The sequence below is a fragment of the Edaphovirga cremea genome (genome assembly GCF_003332275.1).
GTDB classification, from domain to species: Bacteria; Pseudomonadota; Gammaproteobacteria; order Enterobacterales; family Enterobacteriaceae; genus Edaphovirga; species Edaphovirga cremea.
The window spans coordinates 16,108-33,998 of record NZ_QOVA01000011.1; the positions used below are offsets into that span (position 1 = coordinate 16,108).

Annotated in this window: 13 protein-coding genes; 9 read left to right on the forward strand and 4 right to left on the reverse strand. The window is 52.8% G+C overall.

What is annotated here, in order from left to right; translation table 11 throughout:
* Positions 1–129 precede the first annotated feature (129 nt).
* Together argE and ppc are read left to right on the forward strand one after the other, a co-directional pair.
* Positions 130–1,281, forward strand: a complete 1,152-nt coding sequence (gene argE / locus DRI82_RS15205; protein ID WP_114194760.1) for an acetylornithine deacetylase — start codon at positions 130–132, stop codon at positions 1,279–1,281.
* A 290-nt stretch (positions 1,282–1,571) separates the two neighbouring features.
* On the forward strand, positions 1,572–4,208 hold the full coding sequence (gene ppc, locus DRI82_RS15210) for a phosphoenolpyruvate carboxylase (protein ID WP_114194761.1): 2,637 nt from the start codon (positions 1,572–1,574) through the stop codon (positions 4,206–4,208).
* An 83-nt stretch (positions 4,209–4,291) separates the two neighbouring features.
* Here ppc and metF read toward each other — a convergent pair whose 3' ends face one another.
* The 3 genes from metF to metB form a co-directional block, all read right to left on the reverse strand.
* Positions 4,292–5,200, reverse strand: coding sequence for a methylenetetrahydrofolate reductase (gene metF, locus DRI82_RS15215; RefSeq protein WP_114194762.1), 909 nt, complete (start codon positions 5,198–5,200; stop codon positions 4,292–4,294).
* 213 nt (positions 5,201–5,413) lie between these two features.
* Positions 5,414–7,849 carry a bifunctional aspartate kinase/homoserine dehydrogenase II gene (locus tag DRI82_RS15220; RefSeq protein ID WP_114194763.1) on the reverse strand — a complete coding sequence of 812 codons (2,436 nt, stop codon included), beginning with the start codon at positions 7,847–7,849 and terminating at the stop codon, positions 5,414–5,416.
* 2 nt (positions 7,850–7,851) lie between these two features.
* Positions 7,852–9,012 carry a cystathionine gamma-synthase gene (gene metB / locus DRI82_RS15225; protein WP_114194764.1) on the reverse strand — a complete coding sequence of 387 codons (1,161 nt, stop codon included), beginning with the start codon at positions 9,010–9,012 and terminating at the stop codon, positions 7,852–7,854.
* A gap of 353 nt (positions 9,013–9,365) precedes the next feature.
* Between metB and metJ the strand changes: the two genes are divergently transcribed.
* Positions 9,366–9,683, forward strand: coding sequence for a met regulon transcriptional regulator MetJ (metJ, locus tag DRI82_RS15230; RefSeq protein ID WP_004392248.1), 318 nt, complete (start codon positions 9,366–9,368; stop codon positions 9,681–9,683).
* A 164-nt stretch (positions 9,684–9,847) separates the two neighbouring features.
* Here the strand turns inward: metJ and rpmE are convergent, their stop codons facing one another.
* Positions 9,848–10,066, reverse strand: a complete 219-nt coding sequence (rpmE, locus tag DRI82_RS15235; protein ID WP_114194765.1) for a 50S ribosomal protein L31 — start codon at positions 10,064–10,066, stop codon at positions 9,848–9,850.
* Between the two features lie 202 nt (positions 10,067–10,268).
* Between rpmE and priA the strand changes: the two genes are divergently transcribed.
* The 6 genes from priA to DRI82_RS15265 all read left to right on the forward strand — a co-directional run bounded on the left by priA (position 10,269) and on the right by DRI82_RS15265 (position 17,770).
* On the forward strand, positions 10,269–12,464 hold the full coding sequence (priA, locus tag DRI82_RS15240; RefSeq protein ID WP_114194766.1) for a primosomal protein N': 2,196 nt from the start codon (positions 10,269–10,271) through the stop codon (positions 12,462–12,464).
* A gap of 311 nt (positions 12,465–12,775) precedes the next feature.
* On the forward strand, positions 12,776–13,804 hold the full coding sequence (gene cytR, locus DRI82_RS15245; RefSeq protein WP_114194767.1) for a DNA-binding transcriptional regulator CytR: 1,029 nt from the start codon (positions 12,776–12,778) through the stop codon (positions 13,802–13,804).
* A gap of 65 nt (positions 13,805–13,869) precedes the next feature.
* A complete protein-coding gene (ftsN, locus tag DRI82_RS15250; RefSeq protein WP_114194768.1) occupies positions 13,870–14,769 on the forward strand; it encodes a cell division protein FtsN in 900 nt (299 codons plus the stop codon).
* Between the two features lie 99 nt (positions 14,770–14,868).
* Complete coding sequence (hslV, locus tag DRI82_RS15255; RefSeq protein WP_114194862.1) at positions 14,869–15,399, forward strand: ATP-dependent protease subunit HslV; 531 nt, start codon at positions 14,869–14,871, stop codon at positions 15,397–15,399.
* A 12-nt stretch (positions 15,400–15,411) separates the two neighbouring features.
* Complete coding sequence (hslU, locus tag DRI82_RS15260) at positions 15,412–16,746, forward strand: ATP-dependent protease ATPase subunit HslU (RefSeq protein ID WP_114194769.1); 1,335 nt, start codon at positions 15,412–15,414, stop codon at positions 16,744–16,746.
* A gap of 97 nt (positions 16,747–16,843) precedes the next feature.
* Positions 16,844–17,770: a 1,4-dihydroxy-2-naphthoate polyprenyltransferase gene (locus tag DRI82_RS15265; RefSeq protein ID WP_114194770.1), complete on the forward strand. Its 927-nt coding sequence runs from the start codon at positions 16,844–16,846 to the stop codon at positions 17,768–17,770.
* Positions 17,771–17,891 lie beyond the last annotated feature (121 nt).

A 17,891-nucleotide genomic window follows, 5' to 3' on the forward strand; every position in this document is an offset into this window, starting at 1 on the left:
CGAGATTGAGCATTGACGTTTTATGAGGCCCTGGCACTTGACCCGGTTCCCTTACGCACAAGCTTAATGTATTTTTATTCATAATTATTGCATGAATATTGATACTATCCTAACTAAAGGCTGTCAACAGTGAAGATGAAATTACCTCCTTTTATTGAGTTATACCGGGCGTTAATCGCGACACCTTCGATCAGCGCCACAGACAGCGCACTGGATCAAAGCAATGAGGCGTTAATCAATTTGCTGGCCGGGTGGTTCCGCGATCTGGGCTTTCAGGTTGAAACCCAACCTGTGCCCCATACGCGTAACAAATTCAACATGTTGGCCAGTATTGGCAGCGGAAGCGGCGGGCTGTTGCTCGCCGGGCATACGGACACTGTTCCCTTTGACGATGGCCGCTGGACCCGTGACCCCTTCACGCTGACTGAACACGACAATAAGCTGTATGGTCTCGGTACTGCGGACATGAAAGGTTTCTTCGCTTTTATCCTTGATGCGCTGCGCGACATTGATACCAGCAAACTGAATAAACCGCTGTATATTCTGGCAACGGCGGACGAAGAAACCAGCATGGCGGGCGCAAGCTATTTTGCAAAATCGACGACGCTTCGTCCGGATTGCGCCATTATTGGTGAGCCGACTTCGCTGAAACCGGTACGTGCCCACAAAGGCCACATGTCGAACGCGATCCGTATTACGGGCCAATCAGGTCATTCGAGCGATCCGGCGCGGGGCGTCAATGCCATTGAACTGATGCATGAATCCATTACTCACCTGATGCAGTTGCGTAATTCATTGAAAGAGCGCTTTCATCATGACGGTTTCGCCATTCCCTATCCCACCATGAATTTCGGACACATTCATGGTGGTGATGCCGCAAATCGCATCTGCGCATGCTGTGAATTGCATATGGATATCAGACCATTACCGGGGCTCACGCTTTCCGATGTCAATGAGATGCTGAACCATGCTCTGGAGCCAGTCAGCAAGCGTTGGCCAGGCAGGATTGTGATTGAAGAACTGCACCCACCGATTCCGGGTTACGAATGCCCAGCAAATCATCAGCTGGTTGCCGTGGTCGAAAAATTGTTGGGTACGAAAACCGACGTAGTCAATTATTGTACTGAGGCACCATTCATCCAGGAACTTTGTCCTACGCTGGTATTGGGGCCGGGATCGATCGATCAAGCGCACCAACCTGATGAATATATCGATACCTCTTTTATCAAACCGACGCGGGAGTTAATCACCCAGGTCGTTCATCATTTTTGTCACCATTGACAATGATGGCAGCGCGCACGCTGATGAAATTTTATGCAGTTCATACGCGCTGCCATGATATGAGACAAAAAAAGCAATTAGCCAGGCTGATAACCTGCGTGCTGTAATTAAATTTCAGCCTTTTTGGCCGTAATTGCGTTTTTTAGGTAAAAAAATGCCGATTTTTACGGTAAATATAGAGTGAATTGATTCAGCAAATGCATCATGACAAGAAATGACAGGCGTTTTGCCTTACGGGTGAAAGTTATTTACAAGACATAAAATCACAAGAGAGATGGGTCAGGGATCATATGAACGAACAATATTCCGCAATGCGAAGTAATGTCAGTATGCTCGGCAAAATACTCGGCGATACGATTAAAGAGACGCTGGGTGAAAACATTCTTGATCGAGTTGAGACTATTCGTAAATTATCCAAATCTTCGCGCGCGGGTAATGAAGCACACCGTCAGGAATTACTTTCAACGCTGCAGAACCTGTCTAATGACGAGTTGCTGCCCGTTGCCAGGGCATTTAGTCAGTTTTTGAATCTGACCAACACTGCAGAGCAATACCACAGTATTTCCCCGCATGGCGAAGCTGCCAGCAATCCGGAAGCCCTGGCTCTCCTTCTCACCCGTCTTAAAGATAACAAAATCAGCGATGAGCAACTGCGCGGTGCCGTTGATGGATTATCCATTGAATTGGTGCTGACTGCGCATCCGACCGAAATCACCCGTCGCACGCTGATCCATAAAATGGTTGAGGTCAATAATTGCCTCAAGCAGCTCGATCACAACGATATTGCCGACTACGAGCGTAACCAGATCATGCGCCGCCTGCGTCAGTTAATCGCGCAGTCCTGGCACACGGATGAAATCCGTAAATTGCGTCCTTCTCCTATCGACGAAGCCAAATGGGGCTTTGCCGTGGTAGAAAACAGTTTGTGGGAAGGGGTTCCTGCGTTCCTGCGTGAATTCAACGAACAGCTTGAAAACTCTCTCGATTATAAGCTGCCAGTGGAAGCGGTACCGATTCGTTTCACCTCATGGATGGGTGGTGACCGTGATGGCAACCCTAACGTGACGGCTGAAATTACCCGCCACGTCCTGCTTCTCAGCCGTTGGAAAGCCACCGATCTGTTCCTGCGTGATATTCAGGTGCTGGTGTCGGAACTGTCGATGTCTGATTGTACCCCAGAGCTGCGTGAACGTGCCGGGGGTGAAACGGTACTTGAACCGTACCGCGAAATCATGAAAGGCATCCGCAGCCAATTGGTGCAAACCCAGGCTTATCTGGAAGGACGTCTGAAAGGCGAACGCCTGCTGCGTCCTCACGATTTGCTGGTGAATAATGACCAGTTGTGGGAGCCGCTGTACGCCTGTTACCAATCGCTGCAAGCCTGTGGCATGGGCATTATCGCCAATGGCCAACTCCTTGATACATTGCGTCGCGTGCGTTGTTTTGGCGTTCCGCTGGTGCGTATCGATATCCGTCAGGAAAGCAATCGCCATACCGAAGCGCTCGGCGAAATCACCCGCTTCCTGGGATTGGGTGATTATGAAAGCTGGTCCGAGACGGACAAACAGGCCTTCCTGATCCGAGAGTTGAATTCCGCGCGTCCGTTGGTGCCACGCCGCTGGGAGCCAAGTGCTGAGACGCAGGAAGTACTGGAAACCTGTCAGGTCATTGCTGAAGCCCCTGAAGGCTCTATCGCTGCGTATGTTATCTCCATGGCGCGCACGCCTTCCGACGTTCTGGCTGTGCATCTGCTGTTGAAAGAGGCCGGTTGCCCGTTCGTTCTGCCTGTCGCCCCGCTGTTTGAAACGCTCGACGATCTGAACAACGCCGACAGCGTCATGAAACAATTGCTGAGCATTGACTGGTATCGCGGTTTGATTCAAGGCAAACAGATGGTGATGATCGGTTATTCCGACTCAGCGAAAGATGCTGGCGTGATGGCCGCGTCATGGGCGCAGTATCGCGCTCAGGACGCCTTGATTAAAACCTGTGAGAAGGCCGGTGTTTCCCTGACCTTGTTCCACGGACGTGGCGGTTCTATTGGCCGTGGCGGTGCACCTGCGCATGCTGCGCTGCTGTCGCAACCACCAGGAAGCCTGAAAGGCGGACTCCGCGTTACCGAACAAGGTGAGATGATCCGTTTCAAATACGGTCTGCCAGAAGTGACCATCAGCAGTCTTGCGCTCTACACCGGTGCGATTCTGGAAGCCAACCTTCTGCCGCCGCCGGAACCGAAGCAAGAGTGGAACCAGGTGATGGAACTGCTCTCCGACGTCTCCTGCAAAATGTATCGCGGTTATGTGCGTGAGAATCCTGACTTTGTCCCTTATTTCCGCGCGGCTACGCCAGAACTTGAGCTGGGTAAACTGCCATTGGGTTCTCGTCCTGCCAAACGTCGTCCCAATGGCGGCGTTGAGAGCCTGAGAGCCATTCCGTGGATCTTTGCCTGGACGCAAAACCGTTTGATGCTGCCTGCCTGGCTGGGTGCCGGTGCGGCGTTACAGAAAGCCATTGATGAGGGCAAACAGTCGGAGTTGGAGGATATGTGCCGCAACTGGCCGTTCTTCTCAACCCGCATCGGTATGCTGGAGATGGTGTTCGCCAAAGCGGATTTATGGCTGGCTGAATATTACGATCAACGTCTGGTGGACAAATCGCTCTGGCCTCTGGGCAAGCAGTTGCGCCAACAGTTGGCCGACGATATCAAAGTGGTGCTCACCATCGCCAATGACGATCATTTGATGGCCGACCTGCCATGGATTGCTGAATCAATCGCGCTGCGTAACGTGTATACCGATCCGTTGAACGTTCTGCAGGCAGAGTTGCTGCATCGCTCCCGCCAGCAGGAACATCCGGACGCGCGCGTTGAGCAAGCCTTGATGGTTACGATTGCGGGCGTTGCTGCCGGGATGCGTAATACCGGCTAGTCGTACAATAAGCGCTTTTCGCTGACGCTAAAAACAAGAGGCCGCATATGCGGCCTCTCTTTTATGGATTAATCCGTTTATTTTCAAGCGGTAGTGGGCAAGGCTGCTCCCGGCCTGACGCCCAGCGTATGGCAAATCGCGTAGCTCATCTCTGCACGGTTCAACGTGTAAAAATGGAAATCCTTGACCCCTTCACGACTGAGAATTTTAACCATATCCATCGCAATATTGGCACCGACCATTTTGCGGGTTTCCGCATCGTCATCCAACCCTTCAAACATGCTGGTCATCCAGTGCGGGACGCGCACATTGGTCATGGTGGCGAAACGCTGCAACTGCTTGAAGTTGGATACCGGTAAAATACCGGGAACAATTTCGACATCAATTCCCGTAGACACGCAGCGGTCGCGGAAACGCAGATAGCTTTCAACATCAAAGAAAAATTGGGTAATCGCCCGGTTGGCACCCGCATCGATTTTACGTTTGAGATTGATCAAATCGGCTTGCGGACTTTTGGCTTCAGGATGCACTTCCGGGTAGGCCGCCACCGAAATGTCGAAATCGCCCACGTCTTTCAGCAAGCTGACCAGATCGGTGGCATACATATCAGGTTTACCGCCGCCGGGGGGCAAATCGCCGCGCAGCGCAACGATGTGGCGGATACCGCTCTGCCAGTAATCTTCAGCAATCGTGCGCAATTCATCACGGGTAGCATCAATGCAGGTGAGATGGGGCGCGGCTTCCAGTCCGGTACGTTCTTTAATCCCTTTGATAATGCTGTGCGTCCGATCCCGCTCGCCTGAGTTCGCACCGTAGGTGACGGAGACAAACTTGGGTTTCAGGCTGCTGAGGCGATCGATAGATTTCCACAACGTATCTTCCATTTCGCTCGTGCGCGGCGGGAAAAATTCGAAGGATACGTTAATCTGACCCTGCATTTCAGCCAGATTTTGATTCAGCGCTTCGCGCTGGTTTGCGTGAAAAAAACTCATACCCTATCTACCTCATGAATCACTGCGTTATAATTGTCGTTGCGTCTTATTAAGCGTCTAGACGTCTAAACGTATGGATAGAAAATGACGGAAAGCGGCGAAAGTGTCAACATTAAAATAGTGGAGAAGAGATGAGTAATGCTCAAGCAACGTGAAGAAATTTCATAAGGCGGGGAAAACATGAGCCGCATGATGCGGCTCACTCATCTTGTTTTACAGAAGTTGCGCCAGACGGTTCAGATCCGACTGAATGGCACCCGCCGTCACATCGCGCCCTGCGCCTGGACCGCGGATTACCAACGGGTTATCGCGGTACCAACGGCTTTCAATGGCAAAAACGTTATCGCACGGCAGTAAAGCGGCCAGCGGATGATCGTCACGCACCGCCTCCACGCCCACCCGCGCTTTACCGTTGGCATCAAAGCGCGCGACGTAGCGCAAGACCAGTCCCATCTCCTGAGCCGCTTCGAGGCGCTGAATCATCTGCTCATTCAGCGCTTCCCCGTCTTCAAAGAATTGATCAACCGTCCCTTTTTCCGTCCCCGCAGGCACCAATGACTCGACACGAACCTGGTTCGGTTCAATATCGTAACCGGCTTCACGCGCCAGGATCACCAGCTTGCGCATGACATCCTGACCGGAGAGATCGACGCGCGGATCGGGTTCGGTCAATCCCTGTTGCCAGGCTAAGTCGACCAATTCGGTAAAAGGAACGCTGCCGTCGAATTGCAGGAACAGCCAGGATAGCGTGCCAGAGAAAATACCGCTGATCGCCAGAATGCTGTCACCGCTGTCGCGCAAATCACGTACCGTATGGTTTACGGGCAGACCAGCACCAACTGTGGCGTTGTACAACCAATGCCCGCCGGTTTTGGCAAACGCATCGCGGATTTGGCGATACTTGCTGCTGCACGACGCGCCCGCCAATTTATTCGCGCTGATGACATGGAAACCGTAGCTGGCAAAATCGAGATACTGATCGGCCAGCGATTCACTGGCGGTAACGTCCAGTACCACCAGATCGTCAAATGGATGCGCGCGCATCCACAGGAATAATGATTCTTCATCCTGCTCCCGCGCTTCATCATCAAAGAAAGCCAGGGCACGGCTGGCGTCCAGCCCGTCGTAATTCAGCAAGCTGCGGCGACTGTCCACAACGCCCGCCAGCACAAATTCATAGCCACTGCGGGCCGAGATATTCTTTTGCTCACGGGCAAACAGCTCGAGCCAGCGTGAGCCGATGTTTCCTTTGCCGAACAGCATTAACCCGACGCGTTTTTCGGCGCGGAACAGGGTTTGATGCAGACCCTGAATCAGATGTTCCGTCGATCCCCGCCGCAATACTGCCACCAGGCTGATTCCGTCATCGGCCTGCCAGATAAACTCAACGGGCTGATCCTTCAGTTCCTGATAAAAACGATGGCTGTGCAATGGATTTTTGCACACCCCAGCCCCCACCAGCGCAACCAACGCCAGCCCTTCACGCAGGGTCAATTTACCCGGCAGGCCAGCATCGGTCAGCGTTTGCAAGACACTGTTGACCACCTCCGAGGTGTAACAGAGTTGCAGCAGGCTGCGATCCTGATGAACACCGGTCGCCAGTGGTTTCAGTTGCGCACGTCGCAGTATCCGATCCACGTCTTTCTGCGCGAGGGCAAAATCGTGATTGGAGGCGACTTGCAGTTCAATCAGGCAGACATCGTCATGACTGGTCACGATCTTCGCGCCCGTTCCCGAGGCCAGAACGCGCTCGATTCGGGTTGAGCCCTGTTCCGGCTGGTAGCTGCAACGCAGTTGCAAGTCGATATCACTGCCAGAAACGGGCTGCAATGTCCGGGTGTGCAATACTGGCGCCGCTAGACGCGCCAGTTCACTGGCTTCATCCAATCGTAATAGCGGCAACAGGCAGGCATCTTTGACTTTGCGCGGATCGGCACTGTAGACGCCTGCAACGTCACTCCAGATCGTCACGCGCTTCACGCCGGCCAAGGCACCGATTTGTGTGGCGGAATAGTCACTGCCGTTGCGTCCCAGCAGAACCGTTTCACCGGCCTCATTGCGGGAAATAAAACCCGTCACGACCAGATATTTGCTCGGGTGCTGTGCCAGTAATTGCTGTAACAGCGGGTAGGAGCGTCCTTCGTCAACTTGCGGTTGCGCCGCACGTTCTGCGCGCAAAAAATCTCGGGCATCCAGCCAGGTTGAGTGAATATCCAGTTTGTTCAGTACCGCCGACATCAGCCGCGCTGACCAGATTTCACCGTGACCCAATACCTCCGCGTACACCGCATCCGTCATCTGACCATCAAGCAACCCTGCCAAACGCTCCAGATCGCGAATGAATTCAGCGATCAGCGCTTCAGCCTGATCGGCAGGCAATAAACCCGCGATGAGTTCGCTTTGATAACGGCGCAGCGCCTGCTGAACCTGATGGGCTGAAAGGCGATCGCTCTGGCTGAGTTTCAGCCAGCTAATCAGTTGGTTAGTGGTACTGCCAGCGGCAGAAACCACCATCATGTCACCTGGATTACCGTACTCTGCCATAATCCCGGCAACTCGCAGGTAACACTTCACATCCGCCAGACTGCTGCCACCAAATTTGTGCAGTTGCCGACCACCCGCCGGCACTGCTACCGCTATTGCATTCATGCTTACCTCGTTGCCGCCGCCTGGAAGGCATTTTCCAGATCGGCAATCAAATCATCACTGTCTTCGAGTCCTACCGAGACCCGCAACAGACTTTCGGAAATTCCTGCAGCCTTACGTGCTTCTGGTGCCATCCCCGCATGGGTCATGGTCGCCGCGTGGGAGATCAAACTTTCTACGCCACCCAATGATTCTGCCAGCGTAAACAGTTCCAGCGCAGAGAGAAAACGACGCAGCAGGGCTTCATCGCCATCAATCTCAAAACTTAGCATCGCACCGAAACCCGATTGTTGACGGCACGCAATCTCATGGCCCGCATTTTGCGGCAGCGAAGGATGATACAGCTTTTTCACCAGTGGCTGCTGCTGTAAATAGTCAACGATCGCCTGCGCATTACTTTGTTGTTGTTTAATGCGTGGCGACAGCGTCCGCAGACCGCGCAGCAACAGATAGCTATCAAACGCAGCGCCTGTAACACCAATGTTATTCGCCCACCAGGCCAACTCTGTGACCAGCGCCGGATCTTTGGCAATGACGGCTCCCGCAACCACATCAGAATGACCATTGAGATATTTAGTACAAGAATGGACAACCAGATCGGCACCAAGTTGCAGTGGTTGCTGCAATGCCGGGCTCAGGAAAGTGTTGTCAACCACGGTCAGTGCGCCCACCTTTTGTGCAGCCTGACAGATGGCAGCAATATCCACGACGCGCAGCAGGGGATTGCTTGGTGTCTCGATCAGCACCAGCTTGGGTTTTTCTTCCAATGCTTTTGCCAATGCCTGCTCATCGCCCTGATCGACAAACAGCACGCGATAGGCACCACGCTTGCTCAAGCTGTCAAACAGACGGTAGCTGCCCCCGTAACAGTCGTGCGGTGCCACCAGCAGATCGCCGGGCTGCAAAAAGACCGTGCAAACCAGATGAATCGCCGACATGCCGCTGCTGGTCATTACCGCTCCGGCTCCCCCTTCCAATTGGGCAAGCGCACTTTGCACCACGTCCCGCGTTGGGTTACCCCGGCGTGAATAATCATGGGCGCGCGGTTGATTGAAGTCAGTGAAGTTATAGGTGCTGGAAAGGTGAATCGGTGGGACAACGCAGCCGTACTGCTCGTCATTATTTAAACCGCTGCGAACTGCGATGGTTGCCTGTTTAAGCGTCATTTCTGGTCTCTCACTGACGGGATGCTGGAGGATGAGGCTCAAAGATTAATCGTATCGATGATGGACGTCAATACATCTGGACATCTAAACTTCTTTGCGTATAGATTGAGCAATGCAGCAATACCCGCTAAAATTATGGCTTATCCGGTGTGGTTCTGGTGTCAGGCAGAGTTGTGCGGTATTACAGAGCCTGGCAGTGGAGTGAAACAAGATACTCGAACCGAGGTCACTGGTACGGGATCAGTGATGTCGCTCCGGTTAAACGGACATTTATTTAGTGAGAACAGTGAAGATCGGGCATAATCAGCCGGTTTTTAGGATGTTGTATTTTTCAGACAAATTTAAGGTGTCCCATGGCTGAGTGGAACGGCGAATATGTCAGCCCTTACGCTGAACACGGCAAGAAAAGCGAGCAAGTAAAAAAAATCACGGTATCCATTCCGCTGAAGGTTCTCAAAATCCTCACCGATGAACGCACTCGTCGTCAGGTCAACAACCTGCGCCATGCGACCAACAGCGAATTGCTGTGTGAGGCGTTTTTGCATGCCTTTACCGGACAGCCGCTGCCAAACGATGAAGATCTGCGCAAAGAACGCAGTGATGAGATTCCGGAAGCAGCGAAGATACTAATGCGCGAGCTGGGCGTCGATCCCGATACCTGGGAATATTGATCGCAGAATGCGGACGGGAATAGTTGCAGGCTGCTGAGCCAGTGCTTTTCCTGCTGCGCTGAATCGGGTTGCTTTTGTCCGCGAACTGATCTTCTGGTGACAGTTATGTGGAGTCAGAAACGCAAAAAGGCGCCCGAAGGCGCCTTTTTTGTCGGTCAGCTACATTACTTTTTAGCTGCGCCTGGTACGCTGAAACGCTTGTTAAAGCGATCCACACGACCACCGGTAGCAACATCACGCTGCTTACCAGTATAGAACGGGTGGCATTCGCCACAAACGTCCAGGTTCAGGTCGCGACCCACGGTAGAGTGGGTTTTAATGACATTACCGCAAGAGCAAGTAGCAGTAATGGCTTCGTATTTTGGGTGAATACCTTGTTTCATGGGAAAACCTCTTTTTAAGGCCGCGTCGCTATCCAACCCTGTTTCGCCAGACACCACGCGAGTGGATGATTTAGGTTTTGATATCAAAATATATCAAAGGCGGCGAATCATACAGAATATGAAAAGCCAGCGCAATCGAAACCATACATTTTGAGGTACACAGTGTACACTACCGCGTTCTTTTTTACAGTCGGGATGCCTGATGCCTGTTGTTAACGTCGCGTTGCCCGTGCCCCTGGCACGCACATTTGACTACCTTTTACCTGAAGGAATGCGCCCAGCGACCGGTGCCCGCGTCAGCGTTCCTTTTGGTCAACGGCAGGCGATCGGCATTGTCACCCAGATCAGTGAAAACAGTGAGTTACCCCTTAATAAGCTCAAACCCGTCAACGATCTCCTGGATCGCGAAAGCCTGTTCTCGCCAGGGCTATGGCGCATCCTCAATTGGGCGGCAGAGTACTATCACTACCCGCTGGGCGAAGTGTTGTTCCACGCCCTGCCAGTGTTACTGCGCCAGGGTAAAAACGCCGAGCTGACTCCCCTTTGGCAGTGGTACGCCACCGAACAGGGCCGGGCAACGCCTCCTGAAAGCCTCAAGCGTGCACCCAAACAGCAACAAGCCCTGGCTACCTTATTGCAGGGGCCGGTTTATCGCCATCAGGTCAATGAGCTGGCGCTGACAGAGACGGCATTGCAGACGTTGCGCAGCAAAGGGCTGACGGATTTACGCTCGCAGGCACCCGTAACCCATGACTGGCGCAAAGATTTCGCCGTGTTGGGGGAACGGATGCGCCTCAACACCGAGCAGGCAACCGCCGTCGGGGCCATCCGCAGCGAAGATCGGCAGTTCTCAAGTTGGCTGTTGGCCGGGGTAACGGGATCGGGTAAAACCGAAGTCTATCTCAGCGTATTGGAGAATATTCTCGCCGCCGGTAAACAAGCGCTGATTATGGTGCCTGAAATCGGCCTGACGCCGCAGACCATCGCCCGCTTCCGGGAGAGATTCAATGCCCCGGTTGAGGTTCTGCACTCCGGTCTGAATGACAGCGAACGCCTGTCGGTGTGGCTCCGCGCCCGCAATGGCGAAGCGGCGATCGTTATTGGTACACGTTCAGCGCTTTTCACGCCATTTGCCCGCCTCGGTGTGATCATTATTGATGAAGAGCACGACAGCTCCTACAAGCAGCAAGAAGGTTGGCGCTACCACGCCCGTGATTTGGCCGTATTCCGCGCTCGCGAAGAAGATATCCCCATTGTTATGGGGTCGGCCACACCGGCACTGGAGACGCTGCATAACGTCCAACTGGGGAAATATCGTCAGTTGACGCTCGGCAAACGCGCGGGCAATGCGAAACCGGCGGTTCAGCACTTGCTCGACCTGAAAGGTTTGCCGCTGAAAGTCGGTCTTTCGCAACCCTTGCTCAAAAGAATGAAGGAGCATCTTGATGCTGACAATCAGGTCATGCTGTTTCTCAACCGACGCGGCTATGCTCCGGCCCTGCTTTGCCATGAATGTGGCTGGATAGCGGAATGCCAGCGTTGCGATCACTACTACACGCTCCATCAGAATCATCGTCAGTTACGCTGCCATCATTGCGATAGCCAACGTCCGGTTCCTCACCAGTGCCCGCATTGCGGCTCAACAAACCTGGTTTCTGTGGGGGTGGGAACCGAGCAGTTGGAAAATGAACTGGCACCGTTGTTCCCAAACACGGCGATCACCCGTATTGATCGCGATACCACCAGCCGTAAAGGCTCGTTGGAACAGCATCTGGCTGAGGTTCATCGCGGTGGGGCGCGGATCCTGATAGGTACGCAGATGCTGGCAAAAGGGCACCATTTCCCTGATGTCACGCTGGTTTCGTTACTGGACGTGGATGGTGCACTTTTTTCCGCAGATTTCCGTTCTGCCGAACGCTTCGCACAACTCTTTACCCAGGTTTCGGGTCGCGCTGGCCGGGCCGGAAAAAAAGGCGAGGTGATACTTCAGACTCACCATCCTGAACATCCGCTGCTGCAAATTTTATTGCATCAGGGCTATGACGCGTTTGCCAAACAAACGCTGGCAGAACGGAAAAGTGTATTTTTACCCCCTTTCACCAGCCATATCCTGATTCGCGCCGAAGATCACGATAACCAGCAGGCGGCTGAGTTTTTACTGCAGTTGCGTAATTTGCTGGAATCCAGCCCACTCAAAGAAGACGCGTTATGGATTCTCGGCCCGGTTCCGGCATTGCAAGCCAAACGCAGCGGTCGTTTCCGCTGGCAATTACTGCTTCAACACCCCTCCCGGCGTTTGCTGCAACACCTCATAAAAACGTCCCAGCCGCTGATCGGCAATTTAGCGCTGTCCAAAAAAGTCAAATGGACAATCGATGTGGACCCCATTGATAGCTGATAAAATAAATCGCGGATAAAACTAATTGCTCGTGAATGCAGCAAAGTAGGCAAACGTTTACTAGGGTTTTGAGTGGCAGATCGAAAAAACATGCATACATCACACTTTTTATGCAAATTAAGTAACAAATCCTAATCACAAACTGTTTAAAATGTGGTTATGTATGCCGCGCCAGTGAGAAATTGCTGTGAGCCTCAAGGAAGTTGTGCTCCAGCCCTTACGCGGCAAACCTTACCCTGTTTTCGTCAGTTTGAGAGTGGAAAATTCCCAGGCAGTAGCGTTGGCGTTGAGCTGGCGCAAGGAGATATGCGTTGGAACAGAAGAAAGAATTAACCATGGCGACCATGAAGGATGTTGCTGAGATGGCGGGTGTTTCAACAGCGACCGTGTCACGGGCATTGATGAATCCAGAAAAGGTTTCCGCCCCGACCCGGCAAAAAGTTGAACAGGCTGTTCTCGCCGTCGGTTATTCGCCGCATGCCCTGGCACGTAATATCAAGCGTAACGAGTCCCGAACCATTCTGGTCATTGTCCCGGATATCTGTGATCCCTTTTTTGCCGACGTCATTCAGGGCATAGAACGGACTGCTGCTGAAAACGGCTATTTGGTGCTGATCGGTGACTGTGCGCAGCAAAACCAGCAGGAAAAAACCTTCATCAATCTGATTATTACCAAACAGATTGACGGCATGCTGCTGCTCGGATCCAATCTGCCGTTTGATGCCAGCAAAGAAGAGCAGCGTAATTTGCCTCCGATGGTGATGGCAAATGAGTTTGCCCCTGAGCTAGAACTGCCAACCGTACATATTGATAACCTGACTGCCGCATTTGAAGCCGTAAATTATCTGCAACAGCTCGGGCATCAACGCATCGCCTGTGTCGCCGGTCCGGAAAAAATGCCTCTATGCCAATATCGCCTGCAAGGCTATATTCAGGCGCTGCGCCGTAACAATGTGGCCGTGGACAGCCAATACATTACCCGTGGGGATTTCACCTACGATGCCGGCGCGCAGGCGCTAATCACGCTGATGGCGCTGCCTTCACCGCCGACGGCCATTTTCTGCCACAGCGACGTAATGGCAATAGGTGTCTTGTCGCAAGCCAAGAAAATGGGGCTGCGCATCCCGCAGGATCTGTCGATTATTGGCTTTGATGACATCAAATTATGTCAGTATTGCGATCCGCCATTAACCACCGTCGCCCAGCCAAGATTGCAGATCGGTCAGCAAGCCATGTTATTATTGCTTGAACAACTGCAAGGCCATTCGGTACAAAGTGGCTCCCGGTTGCTGGAGAGTGAATTGATCATCCGGGGAAGCACCTCTGCGCCGAAGCGCTAGTCAAACATTTTAGGGTTCAGTAACATGACGGACTTCATCCATCATCACGACACAGCGAAACGATAGTGGCACAAAGAGACTATGTAAGCCGTGGGCGCTCCGGAGCGCGGCGCAAGAGTACCAGCCGGAAGAAAAAAAGCAGTTCTTCGGGGATCTCCAAAACAATGATGGCATTGGCTGTTGCGGTCCTGGTGACGTTTATCGGTGCCCTCTATTTCCTCACACACAACAAGCCGGAAGACATACCGCTGCTGCCCAGCCACAACACCCGCCCAGGGAACGGCTTGCCGCCCAAACCTGAAGAGCGCTGGCGTTATATCAAAGAGCTGGAAAACCGTCAGATTGGCGTCCCTACACCGACAGAACCTTCTGCTGGTGGTGAAGTACAGTCGCAGACCCAACTGACCAATGAGCAGCGCCAATTGCTTGAGCAGATGCAGGCGGACATGCGTCAGCAACCGACGCAACTGTCTGAAGTGCCTTACAACGACAAAACACAGGTTCCGCGTTCTGCAGTAACGATTGCGCCACCAACGGTTGTAGCGCCACGTCAGCAGCAGCAAGTGCAACAACCGGCTCAACAGCAGCCTCGCGTTCAGCAACAGGTGCTGCAGCCAGCGGTTCAGCAACCAGCGCGTGTGCAGCAACAGACGCAGCAACCGCAGGTACAGCAACAGCAGGCACCTGTCGTCGCGCAGGCCAAACCGGAAAAAGAGAAAGAGAAGCCAAAAGAGAAACCGCAACGCTGGATGGTGCAGTGTGGCTCTTTCCGCGCAACGGATCAGGCAGAATCGATCCGCGCCCAACTGGCTTTTGAGGGTATCGAGAGTCGGATTACGTCGGGTGGCGGCTGGAATCGGGTGGTTCTCGGCCCTTATGACAGTCGTGCAAATGCCGATAAATCCGTACAAAGAATGAAAAGTGCAGGCGTATCAGGTTGTATTCCCCTCTCCACGGGGGGTTGAAAAGCGTTATTTCCCCCCAATCTATAATCACAATATGCCTCATGCCGGTGTGAACGCCCCGGCATGAGGGCCTTTTCCGTCTGCAACGAGGGTCTGCTCGTGACAACAATTGTAAGTGTACGCCGCAACGGCCATGTGGTAATTGGTGGTGATGGCCAGGCTACCATGGGTAATACCGTGATGAAGGGCAACGTACGTAAAGTCCGTCGCCTGTATAACGACAAAGTCATTGCTGGTTTTGCCGGTGGTACAGCAGATGCCTTCACGCTGTTTGAACTTTTTGAACGCAAGTTGGAAATGCATCAGGGACATCTGGTGAAGGCTGCCGTTGAGTTGGCCAAAGACTGGCGTACGGATCGTATGCTGCGTCGTCTTGAGGCCCTGCTTGCGGTCGCCGATGAAAATGCCTCCCTGATTATTACTGGTAATGGTGACGTGATTCAGCCAGAAGACGATCTGATTGCAATTGGCTCAGGTGGCCCGTTTGCCCAGTCCGCTGCACGCGCCCTGTTGGAAAATACTGAACTGAGTGCCCGTGATATTGTTGAAAAGTCGTTGGCGATTGCAGGTGATATCTGCATCTACACCAATCAGTTCCATACAATTGAAGAATTGCCTTCCAAAGCGTAAGGATCGAAACCTATGTCTGAAATGACCCCGCGCGAGATCGTCAGCGAATTAGATAGCTATATCATCGGTCAGGATAAAGCCAAACGTGCCGTTGCCATCGCTTTGCGTAATCGCTGGCGCCGTATGCAGCTTGACGAAGCACTTCGCCATGAAGTTACCCCGAAAAACATTCTGATGATCGGTCCAACCGGTGTGGGTAAAACCGAAATCGCGCGTCGTCTGGCGAAACTGGCGAATGCACCGTTCATCAAAGTTGAAGCGACCAAGTTCACGGAAGTCGGTTATGTCGGTAAAGAAGTGGATTCAATCATCCGCGATCTGACCGATTCAGCGATTAAAATGGTGCGCATGCAATCCATTGACAGAAACCGCTTCCGCGCTGAAGAGCTGGCGGAAGAGCGTATTCTCGATGTGCTGATTCCCCCGGCGAAAAATAACTGGGGACAACCTGAGAGCGAGGCAGAACAGCCTTCAGCCGCTCGCCAGGCATTCCGCAAAAAATTGCGGGAAGGCCAGCTCGACGATAAAGAGATCGAGATCGATCTCGCTGCGGTACCTATGGGTGTTGAAATCATGGCGCCTCCTGGTATGGAAGAGATGACCAATCAGCTGCAGTCCATGTTCCAGAATCTGGGCGGACAGAAGCAGAAACCGCGCAAGGTCAAGATCAAGGAAGCACTGAAACTGCTGACCGAAGAAGAAGCGGCCAAGCTGGTTAACCCTGAAGAGCTGAAAGAACAGGCGATTGAAGCGGTTGAGCAGCACGGCATCGTCTTTATCGACGAGATTGACAAGATCTGTAAACGCGGCGAAACCTCCGGTCCTGACGTCTCCCGTGAAGGGGTTCAACGCGATCTGTTGCCATTGGTGGAAGGTTGTACGGTGTCGACCAAACACGGCATGGTCAAGACCGATCACATACTGTTTATCGCGTCTGGCGCATTCCAGGTGGCGAAACCTTCTGACCTGATCCCAGAGTTACAGGGTCGTTTACCGATCCGCGTTGAGCTGGAAGCCCTGTCGACAGAAGATTTCGAGCGCATTCTTACCGAACCGAGCGCTTCACTGACCGAGCAGTACAAAGCGTTGATGGCAACCGAAGGTGTGAGCATTGCGTTCACCAAAGACGGCATCCGTCGTATTGCCGAAGCGGCCTGGCAGGTGAATGAAACCACCGAAAACATTGGAGCGCGTCGTTTGCACACGGTTCTTGAGCGTCTGATGGAAGATATTTCTTACGATGCCAGTGAGAGCAGCGGTCAATCGTTCATTATTGACGCAGAATATGTCGGTAATCACCTTGATCAGCTCGTTGCAGATGAAGATCTAAGTCGTTTTATTCTATAATCCGGAGTATGTCGTCCCGGACAGTAATTTTTGTGGGAGGCGGTGCCTCCCACAATTGTTTCTTACGGATAAGGATTCTAACTAACTGAAGCGAAAAATGAGCGAATCTATCCCCACGAGTCACGCCAAAGCCTGGTTAGAAAGCCTGCGTCCGCGCACGTTACCCCTGGCTTTTTCGTCCATTGTCACCGGTTCCGCGATTGCCGCCTGGCATGACAGTTTCAAACCCGGCGTTGCCCTGTTGGCGCTCATTACCGCAGGCTTACTGCAGATCCTGTCGAATCTGGCGAATGATTATGGCGATGCCATCAAAGGCAGCGATACGCCGGAGCGGATTGGTCCCCTGCGCGGTATGCAGAAAGGGATGATCACTGCGCAGCAAATGAAACGCGCCCTGATTCTGACCGTCATTCTTACCGTTATGGCTGGGATCGCCTTGATTACCGTCGCCTGCGAAAAACCCAGCGATGTATTGGGGTTCCTGATGCTGGGCCTGCTTTCCATCGTCGCAGCCATCACTTATACCGTGGGCAATAAACCCTATGGCTACATGGGATTGGGTGATATTTCCGTTTTGATCTTCTTTGGCTGGATCAGCGTTGCGGGTACGTACTACCTGCAAACGGGTGAACTGGACTCCATCGTGATGTTACCGGCCACCGCCTGCGGTTTGCTGGCAACCGCCGTACTGAATATCAATAACCTGCGCGATATCGAAAACGATCAGCGAAACGGTAAAAATACCCTGGCCGTACGTTTGGGACCGCAGACTGCCCGCCGTTATCACGTCTTTCTATTGTTGGCAGCGACGCTCTGCCTGGCACTCTTCTCCTGGCTTTTTCTCTCTGGCTGGAGCGCCTGGTTATTTGTTCTTGCCCTGCCCTTGCTTGTGCGCCACAGCGTATTAGTGTTACGGGATCCCACAGCTTCAGGCATGCGCCCCATGCTTGAACACATGGTGAAAGCGGCACTGTTGATCAATATCCTCTTCGCGATTGGGGTCGTACTGAGTAAACAGTATTGAGCAAACGACATTGAGCAAAAAAGGACCGCCCACTGCCCGTAACGAGGCATTGGGCGTCTTTTAAGCAATATTTAACAATTGATGATTTTGCCAACACCCGCCAGAAAGAGATATACTCACT